Here is a 21,122-nt window from a genome sequence, read left to right on the forward strand (position 1 = left end):
ATGGAGATGGTAAATGTAATACCAGAATAAAACCAGATGTATAAATTCTCCGGAATACGATTGCTGTTTCTGCTTACCCTTTTCCTATTATTTCATGTGCGAATTAACTGCACTGAAATTCTGGAAGATGATCCTGAAATCTGGCAGGATTCTTCCCGGTTAAAAACATTATTCGATTCAGCCAAATACTATTCACGGATAGATCCGGTTTTAAGCAAGAATTTACTACATAAGCTCATTCTGATATCAAAAAACAGCGACAGCAGCAATTTACAGGAATACTATACGGTTTATGGAAATGCAAGCACATTAAATGGTGAACTCAATGAAGCACTGTATTATTACAAGAAAGCGCTCCAGCTTGATCAGTCAAGAAAGGACACCATTGAACAAATCAGGGTTTATAATAACCTGAATTATCTTTATTTACTTACCGGCAGCCTTGATCTTTCTTTGCAGAATGCCCATGAAGGTGCAAGATTGCTTGAAATCATGAACCGGAATAAAACCTTACCGCCTGTAATCAGGCAATTTGGAAATAAATCTGCCTACTGGGTACAATCATACTTTTATTCGAATATTGGTCAGATCAACCAGAAAGTCGGTAACTATAATGAAGCATTGACAAATTACAAAAGGGCTCTTTATTATATCGAAAAAAGCGGCGACAAAACATACCAGGCCTGTGTATTAAACAGTGTTGCGCTTACTTATAGCCAGCTTAAGGTGTATGACACGGCGCTCATCTATTGTCAGAAAGCTATTGCCATTAACAAAGAGATCGATAACGAGTACGGCATTGGCTTAAATTATCAAACCCTTGGTGATATCTATGCTGAAACCGAAGACATTCAGAAAGCCAGGTCTGCTCTTGAGGAAGGAATGGTAATGCTTGAAAGGTCGGATGATATTCTGGCTCAGTCGATGACCCTGTTAAGAATTGTCGGCATAAAGATTAAATCAAAACAATATGCTGCCGCTCAAAAAGAACTTACAGAATGTTTTGAGATATTCAGCCTGTCGAATGATTTAACAGCCTTGAAGGAATGTTATTTATACCAGTTCAAACTTGATTCGGCTGCGGGGAAGAATCATGAAGCCCTGGAAAACTATATTCATTTTCACGAGCTCGAAAAAAAGATCGTGGACGTTAAACTCCAGCAGCGCGTTGCTGAAATACAAACAGCCTATGAAACCGACAAAAAAGACAAGGAAAACCGTCTCCTGAAATCGGAAAATGAAATTCAGCGCATCCGAATTTCGAAAGCCAGAATCGTTCTCCTGATTATCAGTGGTTTTTTTATTTTAATTTTTATAATAACATTTCTTATTGTTAGCCGTCAGCGGTTGCTCACCAAACATAAAATCATTGAGTTGAAACAGAAAAATCTGAATCAGCAAATGAATCCGCATTTTGTATTTAACTGCCTGACATCAATTCAGTCCTATATATTTCACAACGATGCAACAAAGTCAATTGAATATCTTTCAAAGTTTTCAAAGTTGATGCGGAAAATTCTTGAAAGTTCCCAGAAACAGTATCTTTCGGTCCAGGATGAGATTGACATGCTAAACCTATACCTGAACCTTGAATCAGTAAGATTTAAGAACAAATTCGATTACCAGATTAAAATTGACGGCAAGATCGATCCCATTCAGTTTAAAATACCTTCATTCCTGATTCAGCCTTTCGTTGAAAATTCAATCTGGCATGGAATTCAGAATAAAGAAGGCAAGGGGAGAATTGATGTGAATTTCAGCCTGATCGACCGGTCAATTTATTGTACTATTCAGGACAATGGAATTGGCCGCGACAGGGCAGGGCAATTGAAATATAACTCTATATCGCATCATATCTCATTAGGAACTTCAATTACCCAGACCCGGATGAAACTGCTTAAATCTTTATACGGAAATAAGCTGGGAATAAGATATATTGATCTGAAGGACAGGTATGAACATCCTTCGGGAACCAAGGTTGAGATTATCCTGCCCATTTTTAATTAACCTGTTATGTTTGATACTTTACTCATCGATGATGAACAGGATACCATTGATTTCTTATCCGGCGCCATTGCAAAATACTGCCCGGATGCAAGGATAGTTGGCTACGCCATGAATATTGAGGATGGACTTTCTGAAATATTTATTAAGAAGCCAAACATAGTTTTTCTTGATATTAACCTGCCGGGCGGTAATGGATTTGAGCTGCTGAATCGTATACCCGACAGGCAATTTGAAGTTATTTTTGTCACTGCCTATAATGAGCATGCCATCAGGGCATTCAGATACAGCGCCATTGATTATATCCTGAAACCGGTTGATATATCTGAATTAATTGATGCTATTAATAAAGCCACGAGATCATTCGTTAGAACGGAAGTGAATATGATCCATGTTCTTATGGAGAATCTTACAGCGGGTTATAAGAAATTGTCAATCCCCACATTAAAGGGATATGAATATATCTTAATTGATGATATAATACGAATGGAGGCTGACCGAAGCTACTGCAATTTTTATCTGACCCAAAAAAGGAAATTTACCGTTTCAAAATGTTTGAATGATTACCAGCTGTTACTTGAAAATTCAACCTTCTTCAGGGTACATAACTCCCACCTGATTAACCTGAAGTTAATAAAATCATATCTCAAAAATGATGGAGGGTATGTCGAAATGGTTGATGGTTCAATTATACCCATATCCAGAACGAAAAAAGATTTCTTCCTTAAAGCAATAAAACAGCATATTATCAAATAAAAACTGTCCGGCTTTCGAAGGGTGGGGCCCCTTCGGAGGGACCCTCCGAGAGTGACCCTTCGAGGGTGTCAAATTCTTAGGATGATTTGACTACTCCAAGCTTTCCGAAGGAAAATAGTCCCTCCGAGGGTGTCAAATTCTTAGGATGATGTGACTACTCCAAGCTTTCCGAAGGAAAAGGGACCCTCCGAGGGTGAGATGTTTAAAAAAAGAGAATAAAAGTTTGCAGTATCGAAAAATTTATCTAAATTTGACCAATTGGTTAAACCAAATAATTAAATTATATGGTCAAGAATACGGAGATAACCGAATCAACTGAGGAGAAGATACTGGAGGCTGCAAAGAAGGTGTTTGTGCTTAACGGACTTGATGGCACCAGTATGCAGCAGATAGCCGATGAGGCCAAAATCAATAAATCGTTGCTCCATTATTATTACAGGACCAAGGAGAAACTTTTCGGCAAGGTCCTGAAATATGCCTTCAGATTCGTATTGCCGCAAATAACGGATATCCTGAATTCGGATATTGATGTATTTGAAAAGATCAGGAAACTGACTGCCGAATACATTGACCTCCTCATGAAAAATAAATTCATTCCTGCTTTTGTTATTCATGAGATCAATCGTAATCCCGACAATATTTTTCAGAATATGGTTGAAGCCGGTGTAAAACCTGAAATATTCATCCGGCAGTTTGAAAACGAAATCCGAAAAGGGACGATCCGTCCCATGGATCCACGACACCTGATCGTCAATATAATTTCTCTGTGTATATTCCCTGTTGTTGCCCGGCCATTGGCTCAACGGCTTTTCTTCAATAATAACGAAAAGGATTACCAGCAATTTCTCGAAGAACGAAAAGTTGTGGTGGCCGATTTTATTATTAATGCAATAAAAATATGATCATGAAAAGGCTCAGCATTGTTTTTACCGGCATTCTTCTTTGTTTATTATCTTCTGCACAGCAATCCGATACACTTAAGCTTCAGAATTGCCTGAATCTCGCCTCCATTAAAAATCCTGCTTACAGGCAGAAAAATATCTCTGCCCAGATTTTGTCTGATAAGCTGAAAAATATTACAAACAACTGGTTTCCATCTGCCGGTATCAATGCGCAGGCATTATATAACTCCGAAACTATTGATTTTTCTGATGTCTTTAGTAAAATGCCCGTGCCTGTTTCAGTTCCTTCTCTTCCCCTGGACCAATACAAAGTCTGGGCCGACATCAGCCAGCAGATTTATGACGGCGGCGTTAACCGCACTCTTAAGCAGGCAGAAAAAGCTGATTTTAATACAAGTATTCAACAGACAGAGGTTGATCTGCTTGCTGCCCGTCAACAGGTAAACCAGGTCTATTTTTCATTGCTGCTTACACAGAAAAACAGCGAAATTCTCGGCGTTTCGCTGGAGGAATTAAAATCGAAAAGAAAATTGGTGGAATCCGGCGTCAGAAATGGTGCAGTATTATCTGATAATCTTCTGGCCATGGATGCAGAGGTATATATTATGCAGCAAAAACTCACCGAAGTCAGGTTAATGCGGAGCAATCTCATTAGGATCCTGTCAGTGCTAATTGATTCCACAATAAATGAAACTGCAATCGTTACCCAACCTGATCAGGTAACACCAAATGAGTCCGGAATACGACCAGAATTCGGCCTTTTCGAAAGCCAGAAAGAGAAGATTTCGGTCAACCAGAAACTCATTGGTGCAGGCGACCTTCCCAAATTCTTTGCTTTTTCTCAGATTGCTTATGGTCGTCCGGGATTTAACATGATAAGCAACGAATTTCACTCATTCTATTCTGTGGGTGCCGGAATGAAATGGAATTTCCTGAATTACGGCGACAGCAAAAGACAAAAGAAAGTGCTGGAATTACAGAAAGAACTTGTAGATGTAAAGAAGGATAATTTTAACAATCAACTTACAATACAATTGCTTACGGAAAAGATGAACATGGAAAAATATGATTCCCTGATTGTTACGGATGAAAAAATTCTGAGTATACGGAAGTCAGTCACTGTTTCAAGTTTCTCCAAACTGAATAACGGTATTATCACTTCTACAGATTATCTCACCGATATGAATGCGGAGATAATGGCCAGGCTTCAGTTCGAGAATCACAAAATCCTCAGGATGCAGTCGGCTTGTAATTACGCATTGCTCGAAGGAAAATTATAGTTAAAAACATTTATAAATAAGATTATGAAAAGCATTCTCCGGTCCGCTTCATTTAAAATCCTGCTGCTTACAGGTATTACTGTTGTATTTAATGCCTGTAAAGGTGACAAAGACAGCGCAGATGCCTATGGAAATTTCGAAACCGATGAAGTCATCGTTTCAGCAGAATCGCAGGGTGAATTGATTCAATTTGGAATCCATGAGGGAGACAAAGTGAATAAAGGACAGTTTCTGGGCAGGATTGATTCAACCGATGTTTCTATTAAGAAAAACCAGTTAATGGCTCAGCATTCAGTAATTCTGGCACGAATCAGAAACCTGGATGCCCAACTCAGGGTGCAGGATGAGCAGCGGGCAAACCTTGTAAGAGAAGTGAACCGCATTACCAACCTTTATAATGATAAGGCTGCCACACAACAGCAACTTGATGATATCAACGGAAAAGTGAAGGTTCTTGATTCGCAGACCGAAGCCCTAAAAAGCCAAAAGAGCATCATTGCAGGCGAGCAATCGGTTCTTTCAGCCCAGCTTCAGGAAGTCGATAACCAGATCAGCAAATGCAGGATTGTAAGTCCCGCAGACGGAACAATCCTTGAAAAATACACGGATGCAGGAGAACTGGTAAGTCCCGGTAAAGCCCTCTTCAAACTGGCCAATCTGAATGAAATGGAACTCAAGGTATATATAAGCGGTTCACAACTTTCATCTGTTTCGATCGGCGATACTGTGAATGTTACTATTGATTCCGAATCCGGTGAAATGCAAACCATTAAGGGCATTGTAAGCTGGGTGGCTTCACAAGTTGAGTTCACTCCGAAAATTATACAGACAAAGCAGGAAAGAGTAAATATGGTTTATGCTGTTAAAGTGAGGGTTAACAATGATGGCAGGCTGAAGATCGGGATGCCCGGGGAGGTCAGATTTAAGTAGGGAGGAAGGAGTAGGGAGGAAGGAGTAAGGAGAGGTGAGCAGTTAGAGGAGAGAAGAGAGAGATGAGAAAAGAGTGGGAGACTGGGAGACTGGGAGAGTGGGAGACTGGGAGAGTGGGAGAGTGGGAGAGTGGGAGCCCTGAAAGGGCGCGACAACCCAGCACAGGGTGCAACCCTGTTTCCAAAATGTAACATTGAATGAAATAACAATGATTGAAATAACCAACGTCAGCAAATTCTACGGTGAAACCGGTGCGGTTAAGGACATCACCTTATCTATCGGGTCAAACACCCTTTTTGGGTTGATTGGTCCAGACGGTGCAGGCAAAACCACCTTATTCCGGATGATCACCACCTTGCTGATACCCGACAAAGGTATAATCACAGTGAAAGGATTTGACACGGTGACAGGTTATGCCGGCATAAGGAAATTTACCGGTTATATGCCAGGCCGGTTTTCGCTTTACCCTGATCTCACTGTTTCTGAAAACCTTACTTTTTACGCCACGATTTTCGGAACTACAGTGGATGCCAATTACCATCTTATTAAGCCTGTATATTCTTTCCTTGAACCTTTTAAAAACCGGTTGGCTCAAAATCTTTCCGGCGGCATGAAACAGAAGCTCGCTCTTTGCTGTGCACTGATTCATAATCCTGCCCTGTTGGTACTTGATGAACCGACTACCGGGGTTGATGCGGTTTCTCGTAAGGAATTCTGGGAAACCCTTCATGAATTGAAAGAATCGGGCATGACCATCCTTGTTTCAACACCTTATATGGATGAGGCCGAACGATGCGACAGGGTTGCCCTTATGCAGGATGGAATGGTAATGACAGAAAATACACCTGGCGCAATTTTGGCAGATTTCAGTACACCTCTTTATGAAATTCATACAGCTGACCGTTTGAAAACACTTGAAGTGGTCAGAAGTATCCGGAATGTTCAGAGAGCTTATCTGTTCGGTCATTCCATTCATGTTGCCCTGGATTCCCCGGATGTGACTGTGCTTGAAAAGGAGCTTTCAGCAAGGAATACAGAGGCCAGAATATGCAGTATTGAACCCGACTTTGAAGATTGCTTTATTGAAGCGGTTGAAAGTCATAATACTTCTGCAAAATGAACAAGGGAAATTCTATCATATCTGTTTCTAATCTCGTTAAGAAATTCGGAAATTTTACGGCAAATGATAACCTGACATTTGATGTTTACCAGGGAGAAATATTTGGCTTCCTTGGAGCCAATGGTGCCGGTAAAACAACTGCCATACGCATCCTTTGCGGATTATCTTACCCTACATCGGGAAAAATCTCGGTGGCAGGGTTCAATGCCTACACTGAGCGTGAGAAGATCAAACGGAATATCGGCTACATGAGTCAGAAATTTTCACTTTATGAAGATCTTACAATCAGGGAAAATATAAGGTTTTACGGTGGGATTTACGGATTGTCATCTACCGCAATCCGCAGGAAAACCGAAGAACTGATCGGGGAACTGGATTTATCAAACACGGCCGATTTGCTTGTAAAAGATATTCCGCTTGGCTGGCGGCAGAAGGTAGCTTTTTCAGTAGCCATATTTCATGAACCGGCCATAGTATTCCTGGATGAACCAACGGGTGGCGTGGATCCTATAACCCGCAGGCAGTTCTGGGAATATATTTACCGCAGTGCGGCAAAGGGTACAACCATTTTTGTAACCACCCATTATATGGATGAAGCGGAGTATTGTGAAAGGGTTTCCATCATGAATGAAGGAAGAATTGAAGCACTTGATACGCCTGATAATCTCAAAAAGCAATACCAGGCAGCTAGCATGGATGAAGTATTTCTGAAAATTGCCAGGAAGTGATTAATAATTTTTAGCATGAAAGAATTTCTCGGTTTTGTCAAAAAAGAATTCATTCACATTTTTCGCGATGTACGGACATTGGTTGTTCTTTTCGGCCTGCCTGTCGCACAGATCCTGATTTTCGGATTTGTAATCCGCAATGAGATCCAGGATGTGAATATCGCTATACTCGATAAATCTAAGGATCCTGTGACATTTGATATTACTGGGAAAATACTGTCTTCAGGATTTTTCAGGTTATACAGTTACCTGGATTCCGATACCGAAATCGAATCGGTTTTCAAATCCGGAAAAGTAAGAGAAGTTATTGTTTTCGAAGAAGGATTTGCAGACAAACTGCAGCGCGAAAACAAAAGTGCGCTCCAGGTAATTGCCGATGCCTCTGACCCGAACTCTGCAAGAATGATTGTCTCGTATACCCAGGGGATCGTTGCCGATTATTTAAAAGAAGTCAACCGGAATGTTCCTTTGCCACAGGTAATCAATGTGCCGGTGAGAATGATGTACAATGCCGATCTGAAAAGTGCCTTCATGTTTGTACCGGGCACAATGGCTCTTGTACTGATGCTCGTTTCGGCCATGATGACCTCTATTTCAATTACCCGTGAAAAGGAAACGGGAACCATGGAAGCATTGCTGGTTTCACCCCTGAAGCCTGTTCAGATAATAGCCGGCAAAGTCACTCCTTATATTATATTGTCTTTTATAAATGCCACAGTAATTATACTGATGGGTTACTTCATTTTTCATCTGCCCATACGCGGCAGCATTGTGCTTCTTTTTGCCGAAACCATACTGTTTATTACCCTTGCCTTATCTCTTGGGATCATGATCTCAACCATCAGCAACAGCCAGGTAACGGCCATGTTTATTGCCGCATTCGCACTTTTGCTGCCAACCCTGCTTTTATCAGGATTTATTTTTCCTGTTGAGAATATGCCACGGATTCTGCAATGGCTCTGCAGCATTATGCCGCCGAAATATTTCATTACCATTATTAAAAATGTGATGCTTAAGGGAACCGGCATAGGTGAAATATGGTCTGAAACAATGATCCTCATCGGCATGACTTCGTTTTTTTTACTTGTAAGTTCATTCCGGTTTAAGATCCGGTTACAATAGATATCCTATGAGAACTATTCTGTTTATCATTCAAAAGGAGTTTCTCCAGGTCATGCGTAATAAGACCATGATACCGATGATATTTGCGCTGCCTTTTGTCCAGCTTGTTATCCTGGCCAATGCGGCAACAATGGATATGAAGAACATCGACATCCTGTTTGTAGACAAGGATTTATCGTCTTTATCGGCCGAATTAATCCGAAAGTTCACCCATTCACCGTTTTTCAACGTTGTCTCCCGCGGTTTTTCTGAAAAAGAGGCCGAAGAAGAGATGCTGAAAAACAATACCGATATGATAATGGTAATCCCCGGTGATTTTGAAAAAGACTTCTATAAATCGGGGAAGAGCGACATACAGGTTCAGGTGGACGCTATTAACGGCATGACAGCCGGATTGATGAACAGTTATGCTGCACAGATCATCAATTCTTTTTACTCAGAAAAGCTTTCATCGGCGGGACCAAATGCAATCAGACAGATGCCACTGAAATCGGTTAATGTCGATTACAGGTTCTGGTACAACAGCCAGCTGAATTTCAAATTATATATGGTTCCCGGCATCCTTGCCTTATTGCTGACGATCATCGGAATGTTTCTTACTTCATTAAACCTGGTTCGTGAAAAGGAAATCGGCACAATTGAACAGATTAACGTAACGCCTATCCGTAAATACCAGTTCATTATCGGGAAACTCGTTCCATTCTGGATCATAGCCTTGTTTGAATTGGCCCTGGGTTTGACCCTCGGGAAACTGTTATTCAATATACCCATGGAAGGCAGCTTATTGTTACTGTTTGCCTTTGCCGCATTATACCTGATTGCAGTACTGGGAATAGGGCTCTTCATTTCCACTCTGTCGCAAACACAGCAGCAGGCACAGTTTCTGAATTTCTTCGTCATGGTTACATTTGTTATGCTGAGCGGTATCTTCACGCCGGCCGAGAGTATGCCCCATTGGGCACAAAATGTAAATCTTGTAAATCCGCTGGCATATTTCATTCGCATTAACAGGATGATCCTGTTAAAGGGTTCGGGATTCGCCGATCTGTCGATTGATTTTGCCATCATGTCCGTTATGGCTGTATCATTAACAGCGCTTGCCACGTGGAGATACAGAAAAATCGCCTGACGGATTTGAACCAATTGCACCGTTTTAGTATTTCTGTGACAGGTATTTGAAGTTTTTTTATAATATTTTCTGGTAATATTGTGGAAATTGTTTCTCATGATCATCTATTGATAAAACAGGTGATATGGAAACAGCAAAGCAATATGATTCGTCGTGATGTAATACCCGTTTGTCGTAAGATAACACTATAATATAGAGTTATTTGTCGCTTCGGCATTTTTTTTGTAACTTTTTTATATATTTACGCCTCTTTACGCGGGGCACGTCATGTACGGAAAACCACAAACAATTGACAGAATGTTAAACAGAGATTCAATACCGGATTTTATGACGCTAATAGGCTATGCAGTAGCCCTGTTATTCGTCGCTTTCGGTCTCTATATTTTATTCGCACCCCAGATGGTTAATGTCCCGAAAGAGTTTCGCACGATTTTTGGAGTGACTGTAATAGGGTATGGAATATTCAGATCGGTCATTATTTATCAGAGAAGTAAAGAGCGAAAGGAAGCAGATGATGAAAACTAATATTAAATATTCGGTTTTGCTGGCAGGCTTATCTTTGATGCTTGCTGCTTCCTGCACCGGGTACAGTGATAAACAAATCAATAAGGAAACACCAACCCGGGGCGATATTAAAATAGGAGTGGATGAAGGATATAAGCTGCTTATTGATGCAGAGATTGAGGTGTTCAAAAACCTTTATAAATACGCTGAAATCACTCCCATTAATGCTTCTGAAGACAGCATACTCAAGCTCTTTATGGCGGATTCCATCCGTACAATGATTACAAGCCGGAAACTTACTTCAAATGAGGAAGCTTTCCTTAAGGAGAAACTGATCATCCCGAGGACTACACCTATAGCCTGGGATGCTGTGGCTTTTGTTGTGAACAAGCAAAATCCGAACACTGAACTTCGTTATGGCAGCATCCAGGACATCTTTGAAGGAAAAGCCAAAACATGGAAGCAGATCGATAATCGTTCTCGCCTGGGGAATATGGAAGTTGTTTTTGACAACCAGGGTTCCTCTAATGTGAGATATATCATGGACAAATTTGGTATCACCGCTTTGCCTGAATATTGTTATTCGGCAAATTCAAATCCTGCTGTAATTGATTATGTAGAAAATCACCCGAATTCGATTGGCATTATCAGTGTCAACTGGATCAGTGATCCTGATGATTCGATTACCCATAATTTTCTGAACAGGATTAAAGTGGTTGCCGTTACACAGGAGGCAGAAGGAAGTGATTATTATACTCCGCATCCTGCCTATATTGCACAAAAAACGTATCCGTTTATCCGTGAGGTTTATGCAGTAACCCGTGAAACAACAACAGGACTTGGCAGAGGATTTATTAAATTTGTTGCCTATGATTCAGGTCAGCGGATCGTACTGAAAATGGGAATGCTTCCGGCAACGATGCCTATACGCTTGATTCAAACAAGAAGTGAATAACAAATATAATTGTACTTAAAATGAAACCGATAACTTTTTTGCTTTGTTGCCTTATCTCATTGAACGCTCTGAGCCAGGCCCAGGACCTCAAATCGGCCCTGAACCTGATCAACAGCCAGCAATTTGAAGAGGCGGAGAAGATGTTGGACGAGCTTATCAAGACAGACCCTTCCAACGGAAACCTCTATTACTATTATGGTGATGCTTTATTGAAAGATTACCTGGCTGATACCTTCTCCAATTCGAAGGATGAGTTTGCCAGGAAAGCAGAATCCATGTTTCAGGCCGGCATTCAAAAAGCTCCGGCCAACGTGTTGAATCAAATTGGTATGGGCGCTGTTACACTTTTACGGAGCAGTGACACAACAAAAGCAGATGAATTTTTCAAAAAGGCCGAAGCAGCCGTTCCTGTAAAAGGATTAAAGAAAAAGGAAGTTTATCCTGAATTCGCTACCATACTCACCAATCTTGCTGCCGCACAGATGTATGGTAAAGTTAACCGTTTCCAGAAAGCGATTAGTTTTTGCGATAGAGCTAAGGTGTTAAATCCGAATGATCCTAATATTTACCTGACACTCGGCGATGTCTATATTAAGATGAATGATGCGTCAAACGCCCTGGTTAATTACAACCAGGCTCTTAATAAAGATCCGAAGTCACCCCTTCCGAAGATTAAGATCGGGAACATTTATATGAGGGTACCGAATCTCGTGGCTGCCCGTCCCTATTTTGAGGAAGCAAAGGAAATCGACTCAACTTTCGCCCCTGTTTACAGGAGCCTCGGTGAGTTGTGGACCATGGGCGGACGTCATGATCTTGCCAAAACGTATTATTATAAATACATGCAGTTGTCGGGTAACACCGTTCCTGCAAAGATCCGTTACGGTAACTCGCTTTTCCGTTCAAAGGATTATGCAGGTGCACTGGGTGTTGTTGAGGAAGTTCTGAAAGTTGATAACTCCAGGAATTACCTGAACCGCATTGCCGGATACAGTGCCTACGATATGAAACCGCAGGACCTGGATAAAGCTAAAATGTACATGGACATCTTCTTCAAAAATGCAAAGCAGGAAAACATCATCGCTCGTGACTATGCCTACTATGGTAAAATTTTGTACAAAATGGCAAAAGGCGATTCGTTGATGCTCAACCAGGCATTTGAGAACCTGAATAAGGCTTATTCAATGGATGAGGGCGACAGAGGTCTTCTGGCTGAAATTGCAACCGATTATTATTATTCAAAGAGGTATCAGGATGCAATCAGGGTTTTTCAGATGAAAGCTGAAAAAGGCTGGGAAGATAAACCGGATAAGATTATGATAGCCCGTGCTTATTATAACATGAAGGATTTTCCGAAAGCACAGGAAGCCTTTACAAACATTGTGAATAATGATCCGGCAAATATCGATGCAAGACTATGGCTGGCAAGAACAGCTTCATCAATGGATCCTGATCTTTCCCAGGGATTAGCAGCTCCAGTATTTGAACAGGTAATAAATCAAATCGGAAATGAAACCGATAAATACAAAAATGCATTACAGGAAGCATACGATTATTTTGGTTCTTATAACTTAATGAAGGAAAATTGGACTGATGCTATTTCCTGGTATGACAAAATGTATAACCTGGATCCTAATAATAAGGCATGGCAGACAAAAGCGCTTTCAGGTAAGACTATTGTTTATTTCAAGCAAAAGAAGTATGTTGATGCAAGGGATATTTACAATCAACTTCTTCAGCTTGATCCAAATAATAAGGACTATCAGAAAGCCGTTGCTGAACTTACCAAGGTTATTAATGCTCAGCATTGATGCATAAAAGTAATTTGTACTGTTGAAGATAATTGTATGAAAAAATTGCTTTTCTTTGTAACACTATAATTAAAACATTATAATTATTAATACACTTAAAATAACAATTGAACATGAAAGGACAATCTTTAGCTGAAGCATTAAAATCCACATTTGTGTTGGTGGTTATGGTGCTGTGTGTTGTAGCCGGATGGCTTATTTATTCGAAAATAATGGGTAATCCTGCTAACTTTGAAGGTGGTAACCCCGAAGGCGCCGCACTGCCTGGTAACTACCTCGGTATTGTGTATAAGGGTGGTTTTATCGTTCCGCTGCTTATGGCAGTAAACCTGATCCTTCTGACTTTCGTTGTAGAAAGGTACATCATGCTTTGGAGAGCAAAAGGCCGTGGTAACCTTAGCAACTTCGTTCGCCAGATTCGTGATCTTCTGAATCAGGACAAAATTGAAGAAGCTTCAAAACTTTGTGACAAACAGAGAGGTTCGCTTGCAAACGTATTGAAAGCAGGTCTCCACAGGTACAGAGATCTTCAGGCTGACAAGACCCTGATGAACGACCAGAAAGTTCTTGCACTCCAGAAGGAACTCGAAGAAGCTACAGCTCTTGAATTACCTGTTCTTTCACAGAACCTGGTTATCCTGTCGACCATTGCTTCGATCTCCGTGCTTATCGGTCTTATCGGTACAGTACTTGGTATGATCCGTGCATTCGGTGCTCTTGCTACTGCTGGTGCTCCTGACGCCCTGGCTCTTGCAACAGGTATTTCCGAAGCTCTTGTTAATACCGCTTTCGGTATCACCGGTTCCACCCTCTCACTGATATTCTATAACTACTATCAGACAAGGGTTGACAACATGACTTTTAAAATTGACGAAGCTGGTTTCAGCTTAACACAGACATTTGCTTCTTCATTAAGGAAAGCTTAATGTTGTTGATGAATAGTGAAGATGTAAATTCTAAATTCTGAGAAAATGGGAAAATTAAAAATGCATAAAAAACCACCGCGCATCGATATGACGCCGATGGTAGACCTCTTTTTCCTGCTTCTCATCTTTTTTATTTTGACAGCGACTTTCCGTCAACCGGAAGCTGTACAGATTGATACGCCGAGTTCAGTTTCAAATACAACCACTCCGGAGCAACATATCATTACCATTATGGTATCACCTGATAACAAGGTGTTCTTTAATGTGGACAATGGTATTGACACTTCGGAACACCTTCGTGGCAACATCCTCAAGGCAATGGCATACCAGTACCAGATGAAATTCACTCCAGCTGAAGTGAAAAAGTTCGAAGGTCTGGCATCATTTGCTGTTCCCATGGCTAAAATGAAAGATTACATCAATGCCAAGAACACCGAGGAACGTGACGCCATGAATACAACGGTTCCCATGGACTCAACGGATAATCAGCTTCTGTACTGGATAAGGTTTGCCCGTAACTACAACAGTCAACTGGAAGTAGCACTTAAGGGCGACAGGGAAGCCAGTTATGAAACGATAAAAAAGGTGATCGACATTTTGCAGGATAATAATATCAACAAATTCAACCTGACCACCAGTCTGGAAGATGTTGAGGTAAAAATGGATAACCTTTAATAGGAGATTTTAAGAAATGGCTGAAATAATTCAAAACGAAGGCGGTAAACAAAAAGGTAAGCGCCGGGCGAAAAGGCACAGTACGCACATCGACATGACGCCGATGGTTGACCTGGCCTGTCTGCTGCTTACATTCTTTATGCTTACCACTGCTTTTGCCAAAGCAAAGGTTATGGAAATTGTGCTTCCGGAGAAACCTAAAGATGAGAAACCGGAGCAGAAACCTGAGGTTGACAGCAGCAGGGCTTTGAATATCATTCTTATAGGTGATGACAAGGTTCTGTGGTATAATGGTCTTGCAAATCCTGCAAAACCTCCTCTGCCACGTCTGCACGAGACTAACTTCAGCGATGATGGTATACGCAGGATTTTATTACAGCGTAATAAAGACTTGTTTACCAAAATCGAAACGATGAAGGAAGATGTGGTAACCGGAAAAATTGAAATGCCGAGAGATTCAGTCGATGCACAGCGGAAACGCTTCATGCGTCAGGATAAAGCCGGCCCGGTTGTTCTGATCAAAGCACATGAAAATGTGAAGTATAAAAATATCGTGGATATTCTCGACGAAATGTCAATAACCAATATTGCACTTTACGCGTTGATCGATATTAACGATGTGGAAAAGAAGATGGTAAATGACTATCTTGCAGCCCAGGGTAGTGGTGCTAGTGGTAAATAATTAAAATTTATCGAAAATGGCTGATAAAAAAGAAAACAGATCACTTACCCTTACAGATCTTGTATTTGAAAACAGAAATAAGGAATACGGATCCTACTTTCTGCGGAAAAGATTTCCGCGCTATCTTCTAGTAGCTTTCCTTATTGCCTTCTTTGCTGTTGCAACAGGGGTAGCCGTGCCTTTCATCAAGGCACTGAATGCTGACAAAACGAACGTGGTTCTGGTAAAGGAAACCGTTGCTGAGTTACAGAACGTGAAAACCGACCAGGATGCACCTCCTCCTCCTCCTCCTCCTCCTCCTCCCGCTGCAATGGAACAGCAGGTAAGGTATACCGCTCCCGTTGTTGTGGAAGAGGCTGATGAGAATGTACAGCTTGCCATTGTGGATGACGTCAAGGAGAGCACTAGTAACGAGCCTCCTCCTGAAACCATTGAAGTGGTTGCTGCACCCGAAGAACAGGTGATTGTTGAAGACGAACCCGCCTTTGTATTTGTTGAAGAACAAGCTACATTCCAGGGCGGTAGCCTTGAAACTTTCCGCGATTGGGTTCAGAAAAACCTCGTTTATCCTCCGGTTGCCGTTGAAAACGGTATCTTCGGAAGGGTTACGGTTCAGTTTGCCGTTAATTCACGTGGTGAAGTTACTGATGTGAAAATCCTCCGTGGCGTTGACCCGTCACTTGATAAGGAAACCATCCGTGTGATCTTATCGTCACCGAAATGGGGACCTGCTAAACAAGGCGGACGTGCTGTAAAACAACAGTTCGTTATGCCGGTTATTTTCCAGCTTCAGTAAAGCTTGTCACAGCATAAAAACAAAAAGCCTGGTCTTCGGACCGGGCTTTTTAGTTTTAAAACTTCTTAAATTGTAAATCGGTGTTCCTTGTTCGGTGTTGGACAACTGGGCATCCAGCATCACTCCCTTATCATCGCCACAATCTCTTCTTCCGAGATAATTTTCACCCCCAGTTTCACCGCCTTTTCTTTCTTCGCTGGTCCCATACCTTCGCCTGCAACAACATAGTGCGTATTGGAACTCACTGATGAGAGCAGCTTGCCACCGTTTTCTTCAATCAACTTCTGCATTTCCTCACGTGAATGATTCTGAAAAACTCCGGATATCACAAAATTCTTACCGGATAATTTTTCGGAAGCTTTTTCAATTTTCTTCGGAACTCCGGTCATCTGAACACCCGCCGCTTTTAACCGTTCTACCATTTCCCGGTTCAAACGGTTCGAAAAATACTCCTTCACACTTCCGGCAATGACATCACCAATTTCTCCTACCTGGATCAACGCATCAACGTCCGAATTCATAATGGTGTCCATGGAATTAAAATGCGAAGCAAGCTTTTTGGCGACGGTTTCACCTACGTAGCGGATACCTATGGCATACATTACCCGTTCAAACGGGACCTGCTTCGATTCTTCAATACTTTTAATTAGGTTTTCGGCTGATTTCTTTCCGAAACGGTCAAGCTGACGCAGCTTCTCCGCTGTCAGCTGGTAGAAATCAGACGGATCGTTTAAAAGACCTTTATTATTCAATTGCTCTATAGTGGCCTCGGCACAGCCGATATCCATCGCCCGCCGTCCGGCGAAATGGGCAAGGCGTCCCTTTATCTGCGGAGGACAGCCGGTATCATTCGGACAAAAATGGCGCGCTTCTCCGGGTATCCTTTTCAGTTCGGTGCCGCATTCAGGGCAATGGGTAATGAACTCCACTTTCTGACGTTCAGGAGAGCGTTCAGCCAATACAACACCTGTAATCTTCGGTATAACCTCGCCGCCCTTTTCAATTTTCACTTTATCTCCAATCCGGATATCCAATAATTCAATCTGGTCAGCATTATGCAGAGAAGCCCTTTTTACAGTGGTGCCGGCAAGTAACACCGGTTTAAGATTAGCAACTGGTGTAACCGCCCCGGTTCTCCCTACCTGGAAATCAATTGAAAGAAGGCTGGTGATGGCTTCCCGCGCTTTGTATTTATATGCTATCGCCCAACGGGGCGATTTAGCCGTAAAACCAAGAATCTGCTGATGCCTGTATGAATTTACCTTGATAACAATCCCGTCAATATCAAAAGGAAGACTATCCCTCTTGTTTTCCCACAAGTTAATGAAATCAAATACCCCGTTGAGTGTATCGCATTTTGTTATATAGGTCGGAACTTTGAAACCCCACTCTCTGGCTGCAGTAATGCTTTCATAATGGGTTTTGTAAACCGACTCCATCCCGGGCAGATAGTAAATCCAGCAATCCAGCGGCCGTTTTGCCACCATCGAAGAGTTCTTTGTCTTCAGAGTACCCGAAGTGGCATTCCGGGGATTCGCAAATAAAGCTTCCCCGTTTTCAGCCCTGTCCCTGTTCATCTTTTCAAAACCCGCATGAGGCATATAGATTTCACCACGTATATCAAATACATCCGGATAACCGGTATTCTTGAGAGTAAGAGGAACGCTCCGGATGGTTTTCACATTGGCCGTTACATCATCTCCCTTAACACCGTCCCCGCGTGTTACTGCATAAACAAGACGGCCTTTTTCATAGTGAAGATTAATGGATACTCCGTCATATTTTAACTCGCAAACATATTCCACTGCACCCGGAATGTCTTTTCTGACCCGTTCGTCGAAATCCTCAATTTCCTGCTGTGAATAGGTATTATCAAGTGATAACATGGGCCAGGTATGCGCTATTTGCCTGAATTCACTGTCGGAATCACTACCCACGCGCTGGGTGGGCGAGTTTGGGTCGTAAAGATCAGGATTTTGTTTTTCAAGTTCCTGCAATTCCTTTAATAGACGATCATAAGTTTCATCATCAATCGAAGGTTGGGCTAAAACATAGTATAAATAATTGTGATGGTCAATTTCTGACCTGAGCTGCAATATCCTTTCCCTTGCTGTCATTTTTTATTAATTTCGCTGTAATTTAAGCAATTTGATGTGTACGGATCAAAATTATTTATTTTACAAATTGGTTTAAACCCCGGAGCACTTTTTAAGTCTAAATAGACAAACATCATCTTAATGAAAAAGTTATTACTCATAGGATTTGTGATCTGTCTGCCGTTTATGGCCAAAGCTCAGGATGTGACGGTTGGAAAAACTGTCACCCGCGAGAACCTCACTTTAAGGCCAAACAGCCGGGATTACAATATTGTAAATAAAGGAAACAATCATCAGAGGGTTATCATTCTGCGTTCACAGGCTATGATCCGGAACAGGCAGGCTTTGATGAACCGCAAAATGGCCATGGAACGGCGAAGGCTAATTATCCAGCAGCAATTGATGCGTCAGCAGAATGTGCACCAGAGAATGGTTCAAAGAAGGCACAGGCTTCGTTAACTTAACGCTACAATGAATATGATAAAATACCTGGCATTTACCTGCTTTCTGTTAACGATTTCAATCACCGGCAAAACCCAGACTGCTGTGAATGATTTGCTTGAATCGGGTAAAAAGAAACATGAAAAAGGTGCTCCTGAGGCAGCAATTAAGGACTACTCCAAAGCTATTGAACTCGACGGCAAAAACGCTGATGCCTATTATTTTCGCGGGAACTCCTATTTCGCGCTGGAGAAATACAACGAGGCAGCCGAGGATTTTTCAACTGCGCTGAAACTGAAACCCGACTATAAGGATGCTTTGTTTAACAGGGCCAATTCATGGTATGAACTGGGAAAATTTACCTCTGCCATTGACGATTTGACCCGGTTAATCAAAGAAGATCCGGAATCTGCGGATGCCTTTTTTACAAGAGGAAACTGCTATTATAAGACAGGGGAATACAAACAGGCGCTGAATGACTTCACAAAAGGTCTTGAACTCAACGCCAGCGATCCCGACGGATACTACGACAGGGCGAATACTTACTATAATCTCGGGATGTTCGACGCTGCCGTAAGCGATTACACAAAGGCCATTTCGTTACAGGATGAAACCTTTGATTTCTATTTCAACAGGGCATTGGCCTATTTTTCACTTGAAATGAACGACAAAGCCTGTAAAGATCTGCAAAAAGCGTCTGAATTAGGGGACGACCAGGCTAAGGAATATGCGAAGGAATTGTGTAAATAGGTTTGAAAGAAGTTTGAGGTTTGAAGTTTGAAGAAGAAGTTAGAATTATGAAGCGCACAAACGGCGAAGCCTTGAAAGGATGCCAGGCGAAGTCTCCGACTTCGTCAGATGCTAGGCGAAGTCTCCGACTTCGTCTTGCAGCTCTTATACGCATCACAGCTTAATCAAATATTTAAAAGAATCACCAGATACCGTTCAGACGAAGTCAGAGACTTCGCCTGGCATTAGAAGCACTAATACAACAATATTCCTTATAGCAAACTATTTCTTTGCGGTTAAATAGAAACGCTCTCATATCTGTCATCAGAAATCAAACGAATACGACACCCCCGCATCAAAATAAACCAACGGATCGCCGGATAAATAATCCGGCTGGTTCATCGGCAACATGATATACAATCCTGCGTTGATACCGAAATTTCCGATTGTATAGGTTACCGGCAGGCTGAGTGAGAGCCCTGTGAGCTTAAATGAATCCTGGGCTTTATTTTCAAGGTATTCATTGATGATCTCCTTACCGTTTTTCCCGGGATGCCTGATCATTTCACTGATTACATAACGTCGTAATGACTTTGAATAAACCAGCATGTAATTATAAAAGCCGGAATAGTTCTCTAACTGTTCAATATAATAAAGATTCAGGTATTCATAGTTACCGAAATTGAGATCGGCCTCCGGCATTATCGATAATACAGCATTCCTGAATAAAAACTTGTTCAGCGTAATCATGTAATAATTCCTTGCCATGGCATATAACGTATGCTGCTGACCGCTCAGGTATCCTGATGTAAGTCCTGCACTTACAATACGATTATGATAATCCGCATCCACACGCCAGTCGCGCCGGAACATGGTATTGAATGCATTTGAATTCCTGCTGAAAACAAATCTGGTGTAAGACGGATAAATACTGAAATGTTCTGAGATCTTCCATGTGTATCCCAGTACAAAATCGGTTTCAGTTGAAAAATTCTTCAGCGAATCATCTGAATTGGCAATAAAACTGCTCATAGCGGTTGCATCAATTCCCCAGCTGCTCATGAATGACACGGCAGGCGACAATGCAGGCTGTTTAACCGTTGAATTGATATTCTGAACCACATTGTTGTTGGTCATGTAATCGACTGAAAACAGCATCGTTTGCTGTCCGATTAATGGAATCAGAAAAAAAAGTCCGGAGAGAGTTAAAAATAACCGGTGCCTCATGGAGTATTATTTGTTGATAATGGTATCAAAAGTACAAATATACCGTCAGTTATCAAGTGTTTATAATTATCGGGCCTTTCCTGTCTTATTTTTTCTATCTTTGTTCACGGTTATGGTTTCGATCCCGGATTCCGGGATTGGATAATAGGGAATCAGGTGAGAATCCTGAACAGTTCCCGCTGCTGTAATCTCTGTGTGATTGCTGACAATACCCTGCCACTGTTCCAAAAAAGGGATGGGAAGGCGTCAGCAAAGAGAAAGTCAGAAGACCTGCCATGATCAGTATTGTTCGGGAATAAACAACATAAT

Annotated in this window: 20 protein-coding genes and 1 riboswitch; of the genes, 18 read left to right on the top strand and 2 right to left on the bottom strand. The window is 41.7% G+C overall.

Features of this window, described 5'->3' with window-relative positions:
* Positions 1 to 36: 36 nt before the first annotated feature.
* From VK179_06105 to VK179_06180, 16 genes are all read left to right on the top strand, one after another.
* The gene (locus VK179_06105) at positions 37 to 2,007 is read left to right on the top strand and encodes a histidine kinase (GenBank protein ID HLO58294.1); all 1,971 of its coding nucleotides are present in this window, start codon (positions 37 to 39) and stop codon (positions 2,005 to 2,007) included.
* A 6-nt stretch (positions 2,008 to 2,013) separates the two neighbouring features.
* The gene (locus VK179_06110; protein ID HLO58295.1) at positions 2,014 to 2,760 is read left to right on the top strand and encodes a LytTR family DNA-binding domain-containing protein; all 747 of its coding nucleotides are present in this window, start codon (positions 2,014 to 2,016) and stop codon (positions 2,758 to 2,760) included.
* 284 nt (positions 2,761 to 3,044) lie between these two features.
* Complete coding sequence (locus VK179_06115; protein HLO58296.1) at positions 3,045 to 3,662, top strand: TetR family transcriptional regulator; 618 nt, start codon at positions 3,045 to 3,047, stop codon at positions 3,660 to 3,662.
* Between the two features lie 2 nt (positions 3,663 to 3,664).
* Positions 3,665 to 4,942: a TolC family protein gene (locus VK179_06120; GenBank protein ID HLO58297.1), complete on the top strand. Its 1,278-nt coding sequence runs from the start codon at positions 3,665 to 3,667 to the stop codon at positions 4,940 to 4,942.
* 24 nt (positions 4,943 to 4,966) lie between these two features.
* Positions 4,967 to 5,872 (top strand): HlyD family efflux transporter periplasmic adaptor subunit, encoded by a 906-nt coding sequence (locus tag VK179_06125; GenBank protein ID HLO58298.1) that lies wholly within the window; start codon positions 4,967 to 4,969, stop codon positions 5,870 to 5,872.
* Between the two features lie 208 nt (positions 5,873 to 6,080).
* The gene (locus tag VK179_06130) at positions 6,081 to 6,992 is read left to right on the top strand and encodes an ABC transporter ATP-binding protein (protein ID HLO58299.1); all 912 of its coding nucleotides are present in this window, start codon (positions 6,081 to 6,083) and stop codon (positions 6,990 to 6,992) included.
* Positions 6,989 to 7,720, top strand: a complete 732-nt coding sequence (locus tag VK179_06135) for an ABC transporter ATP-binding protein (protein ID HLO58300.1) — start codon at positions 6,989 to 6,991, stop codon at positions 7,718 to 7,720. Before VK179_06130 ends, VK179_06135 begins: the two co-directional genes overlap by 4 nt.
* 15 nt (positions 7,721 to 7,735) lie before the next feature.
* Positions 7,736 to 8,842: an ABC transporter permease gene (locus VK179_06140; GenBank protein HLO58301.1), complete on the top strand. Its 1,107-nt coding sequence runs from the start codon at positions 7,736 to 7,738 to the stop codon at positions 8,840 to 8,842.
* Between the two features lie 7 nt (positions 8,843 to 8,849).
* Entirely contained in the window at positions 8,850 to 9,971 is a 1,122-nt protein-coding gene (locus tag VK179_06145) for an ABC transporter permease (GenBank protein ID HLO58302.1), read from the top strand.
* 297 nt (positions 9,972 to 10,268) lie between these two features.
* The gene (locus tag VK179_06150; protein ID HLO58303.1) at positions 10,269 to 10,496 is read left to right on the top strand and encodes a hypothetical protein; all 228 of its coding nucleotides are present in this window, start codon (positions 10,269 to 10,271) and stop codon (positions 10,494 to 10,496) included.
* Positions 10,483 to 11,430 carry a substrate-binding domain-containing protein gene (locus VK179_06155; GenBank protein ID HLO58304.1) on the top strand — a complete coding sequence of 316 codons (948 nt, stop codon included), beginning with the start codon at positions 10,483 to 10,485 and terminating at the stop codon, positions 11,428 to 11,430. The genes VK179_06150 and VK179_06155 overlap by 14 nt, the downstream gene beginning before the upstream one ends.
* Before the next feature lie 20 nt (positions 11,431 to 11,450).
* Positions 11,451 to 13,241 (top strand): tetratricopeptide repeat protein, encoded by a 1,791-nt coding sequence (locus tag VK179_06160; protein ID HLO58305.1) that lies wholly within the window; start codon positions 11,451 to 11,453, stop codon positions 13,239 to 13,241.
* Between the two features lie 113 nt (positions 13,242 to 13,354).
* Entirely contained in the window at positions 13,355 to 14,167 is an 813-nt protein-coding gene (locus VK179_06165; protein HLO58306.1) for a MotA/TolQ/ExbB proton channel family protein, read from the top strand.
* A 45-nt stretch (positions 14,168 to 14,212) separates the two neighbouring features.
* Entirely contained in the window at positions 14,213 to 14,842 is a 630-nt protein-coding gene (locus VK179_06170) for a biopolymer transporter ExbD (protein ID HLO58307.1), read from the top strand.
* A 16-nt stretch (positions 14,843 to 14,858) separates the two neighbouring features.
* Complete coding sequence (locus VK179_06175) at positions 14,859 to 15,524, top strand: biopolymer transporter ExbD (GenBank protein HLO58308.1); 666 nt, start codon at positions 14,859 to 14,861, stop codon at positions 15,522 to 15,524.
* A 16-nt stretch (positions 15,525 to 15,540) separates the two neighbouring features.
* On the top strand, positions 15,541 to 16,320 hold the full coding sequence (locus VK179_06180) for an energy transducer TonB (protein HLO58309.1): 780 nt from the start codon (positions 15,541 to 15,543) through the stop codon (positions 16,318 to 16,320).
* A 119-nt stretch (positions 16,321 to 16,439) separates the two neighbouring features.
* Here VK179_06180 and ligA read toward each other — a convergent pair whose 3' ends face one another.
* Entirely contained in the window at positions 16,440 to 18,437 is a 1,998-nt protein-coding gene (ligA, locus tag VK179_06185) for an NAD-dependent DNA ligase LigA (protein HLO58310.1), read from the bottom strand.
* A gap of 120 nt (positions 18,438 to 18,557) precedes the next feature.
* On the opposite strand from ligA, the gene VK179_06190 reads away from it, so the two are divergent.
* Complete coding sequence (locus tag VK179_06190; GenBank protein ID HLO58311.1) at positions 18,558 to 18,875, top strand: hypothetical protein; 318 nt, start codon at positions 18,558 to 18,560, stop codon at positions 18,873 to 18,875.
* A 12-nt stretch (positions 18,876 to 18,887) separates the two neighbouring features.
* Entirely contained in the window at positions 18,888 to 19,607 is a 720-nt protein-coding gene (locus tag VK179_06195) for a tetratricopeptide repeat protein (protein ID HLO58312.1), read from the top strand.
* A 303-nt stretch (positions 19,608 to 19,910) separates the two neighbouring features.
* On the opposite strand, the gene VK179_06200 is transcribed toward VK179_06195, so the two are convergent.
* The gene (locus VK179_06200) at positions 19,911 to 20,813 is read right to left on the bottom strand and encodes a hypothetical protein (GenBank protein HLO58313.1); all 903 of its coding nucleotides are present in this window, start codon (positions 20,811 to 20,813) and stop codon (positions 19,911 to 19,913) included.
* Between the two features lie 96 nt (positions 20,814 to 20,909).
* A riboswitch (cobalamin riboswitch) is annotated at positions 20,910 to 21,106 on the top strand.
* Positions 21,107 to 21,122: the final 16 nt, after the last annotated feature.

This window comes from Bacteroidales bacterium, from assembly GCA_035299085.1.
GTDB lineage: Bacteria > Bacteroidota > Bacteroidia > Bacteroidales > UBA10428 > UBA5072.

What these genes read in the sequence shown, in the direction of transcription:
- VK179_06135 (HLO58300.1), top strand. Translation starts at nt 6,989, where the DNA reads ATGAACAAGGGAAATTCTATCATATCTGTTTCTAATCTCGTTAAGAAA.
- VK179_06180 (HLO58309.1), top strand. Translation starts at nt 15,541, where the DNA reads ATGGCTGATAAAAAAGAAAACAGATCACTTACCCTTACAGATCTTGTA.
- VK179_06130 (HLO58299.1), top strand. Translation starts at nt 6,081, where the DNA reads ATGATTGAAATAACCAACGTCAGCAAATTCTACGGTGAAACCGGTGCG.
- VK179_06160 (HLO58305.1), top strand. Translation starts at nt 11,451, where the DNA reads ATGAAACCGATAACTTTTTTGCTTTGTTGCCTTATCTCATTGAACGCT.
- VK179_06195 (HLO58312.1), top strand. Translation starts at nt 18,888, where the DNA reads ATGAATATGATAAAATACCTGGCATTTACCTGCTTTCTGTTAACGATT.
- ligA (HLO58310.1), bottom strand. Translation starts at nt 18,437, where the DNA reads ATGACAGCAAGGGAAAGGATATTGCAGCTCAGGTCAGAAATTGACCAT.
- VK179_06150 (HLO58303.1), top strand. Translation starts at nt 10,269, where the DNA reads ATGTTAAACAGAGATTCAATACCGGATTTTATGACGCTAATAGGCTAT.
- VK179_06155 (HLO58304.1), top strand. Translation starts at nt 10,483, where the DNA reads ATGATGAAAACTAATATTAAATATTCGGTTTTGCTGGCAGGCTTATCT.
- VK179_06120 (HLO58297.1), top strand. Translation starts at nt 3,665, where the DNA reads ATGAAAAGGCTCAGCATTGTTTTTACCGGCATTCTTCTTTGTTTATTA.
- VK179_06125 (HLO58298.1), top strand. Translation starts at nt 4,967, where the DNA reads ATGAAAAGCATTCTCCGGTCCGCTTCATTTAAAATCCTGCTGCTTACA.
- VK179_06175 (HLO58308.1), top strand. Translation starts at nt 14,859, where the DNA reads ATGGCTGAAATAATTCAAAACGAAGGCGGTAAACAAAAAGGTAAGCGC.
- VK179_06115 (HLO58296.1), top strand. Translation starts at nt 3,045, where the DNA reads ATGGTCAAGAATACGGAGATAACCGAATCAACTGAGGAGAAGATACTG.
- VK179_06165 (HLO58306.1), top strand. Translation starts at nt 13,355, where the DNA reads ATGAAAGGACAATCTTTAGCTGAAGCATTAAAATCCACATTTGTGTTG.
- VK179_06200 (HLO58313.1), bottom strand. Translation starts at nt 20,813, where the DNA reads ATGAGGCACCGGTTATTTTTAACTCTCTCCGGACTTTTTTTTCTGATT.
- VK179_06140 (HLO58301.1), top strand. Translation starts at nt 7,736, where the DNA reads ATGAAAGAATTTCTCGGTTTTGTCAAAAAAGAATTCATTCACATTTTT.
- VK179_06190 (HLO58311.1), top strand. Translation starts at nt 18,558, where the DNA reads ATGAAAAAGTTATTACTCATAGGATTTGTGATCTGTCTGCCGTTTATG.
- VK179_06145 (HLO58302.1), top strand. Translation starts at nt 8,850, where the DNA reads ATGAGAACTATTCTGTTTATCATTCAAAAGGAGTTTCTCCAGGTCATG.
- VK179_06105 (HLO58294.1), top strand. Translation starts at nt 37, where the DNA reads ATGTATAAATTCTCCGGAATACGATTGCTGTTTCTGCTTACCCTTTTC.
- VK179_06110 (HLO58295.1), top strand. Translation starts at nt 2,014, where the DNA reads ATGTTTGATACTTTACTCATCGATGATGAACAGGATACCATTGATTTC.
- VK179_06170 (HLO58307.1), top strand. Translation starts at nt 14,213, where the DNA reads ATGGGAAAATTAAAAATGCATAAAAAACCACCGCGCATCGATATGACG.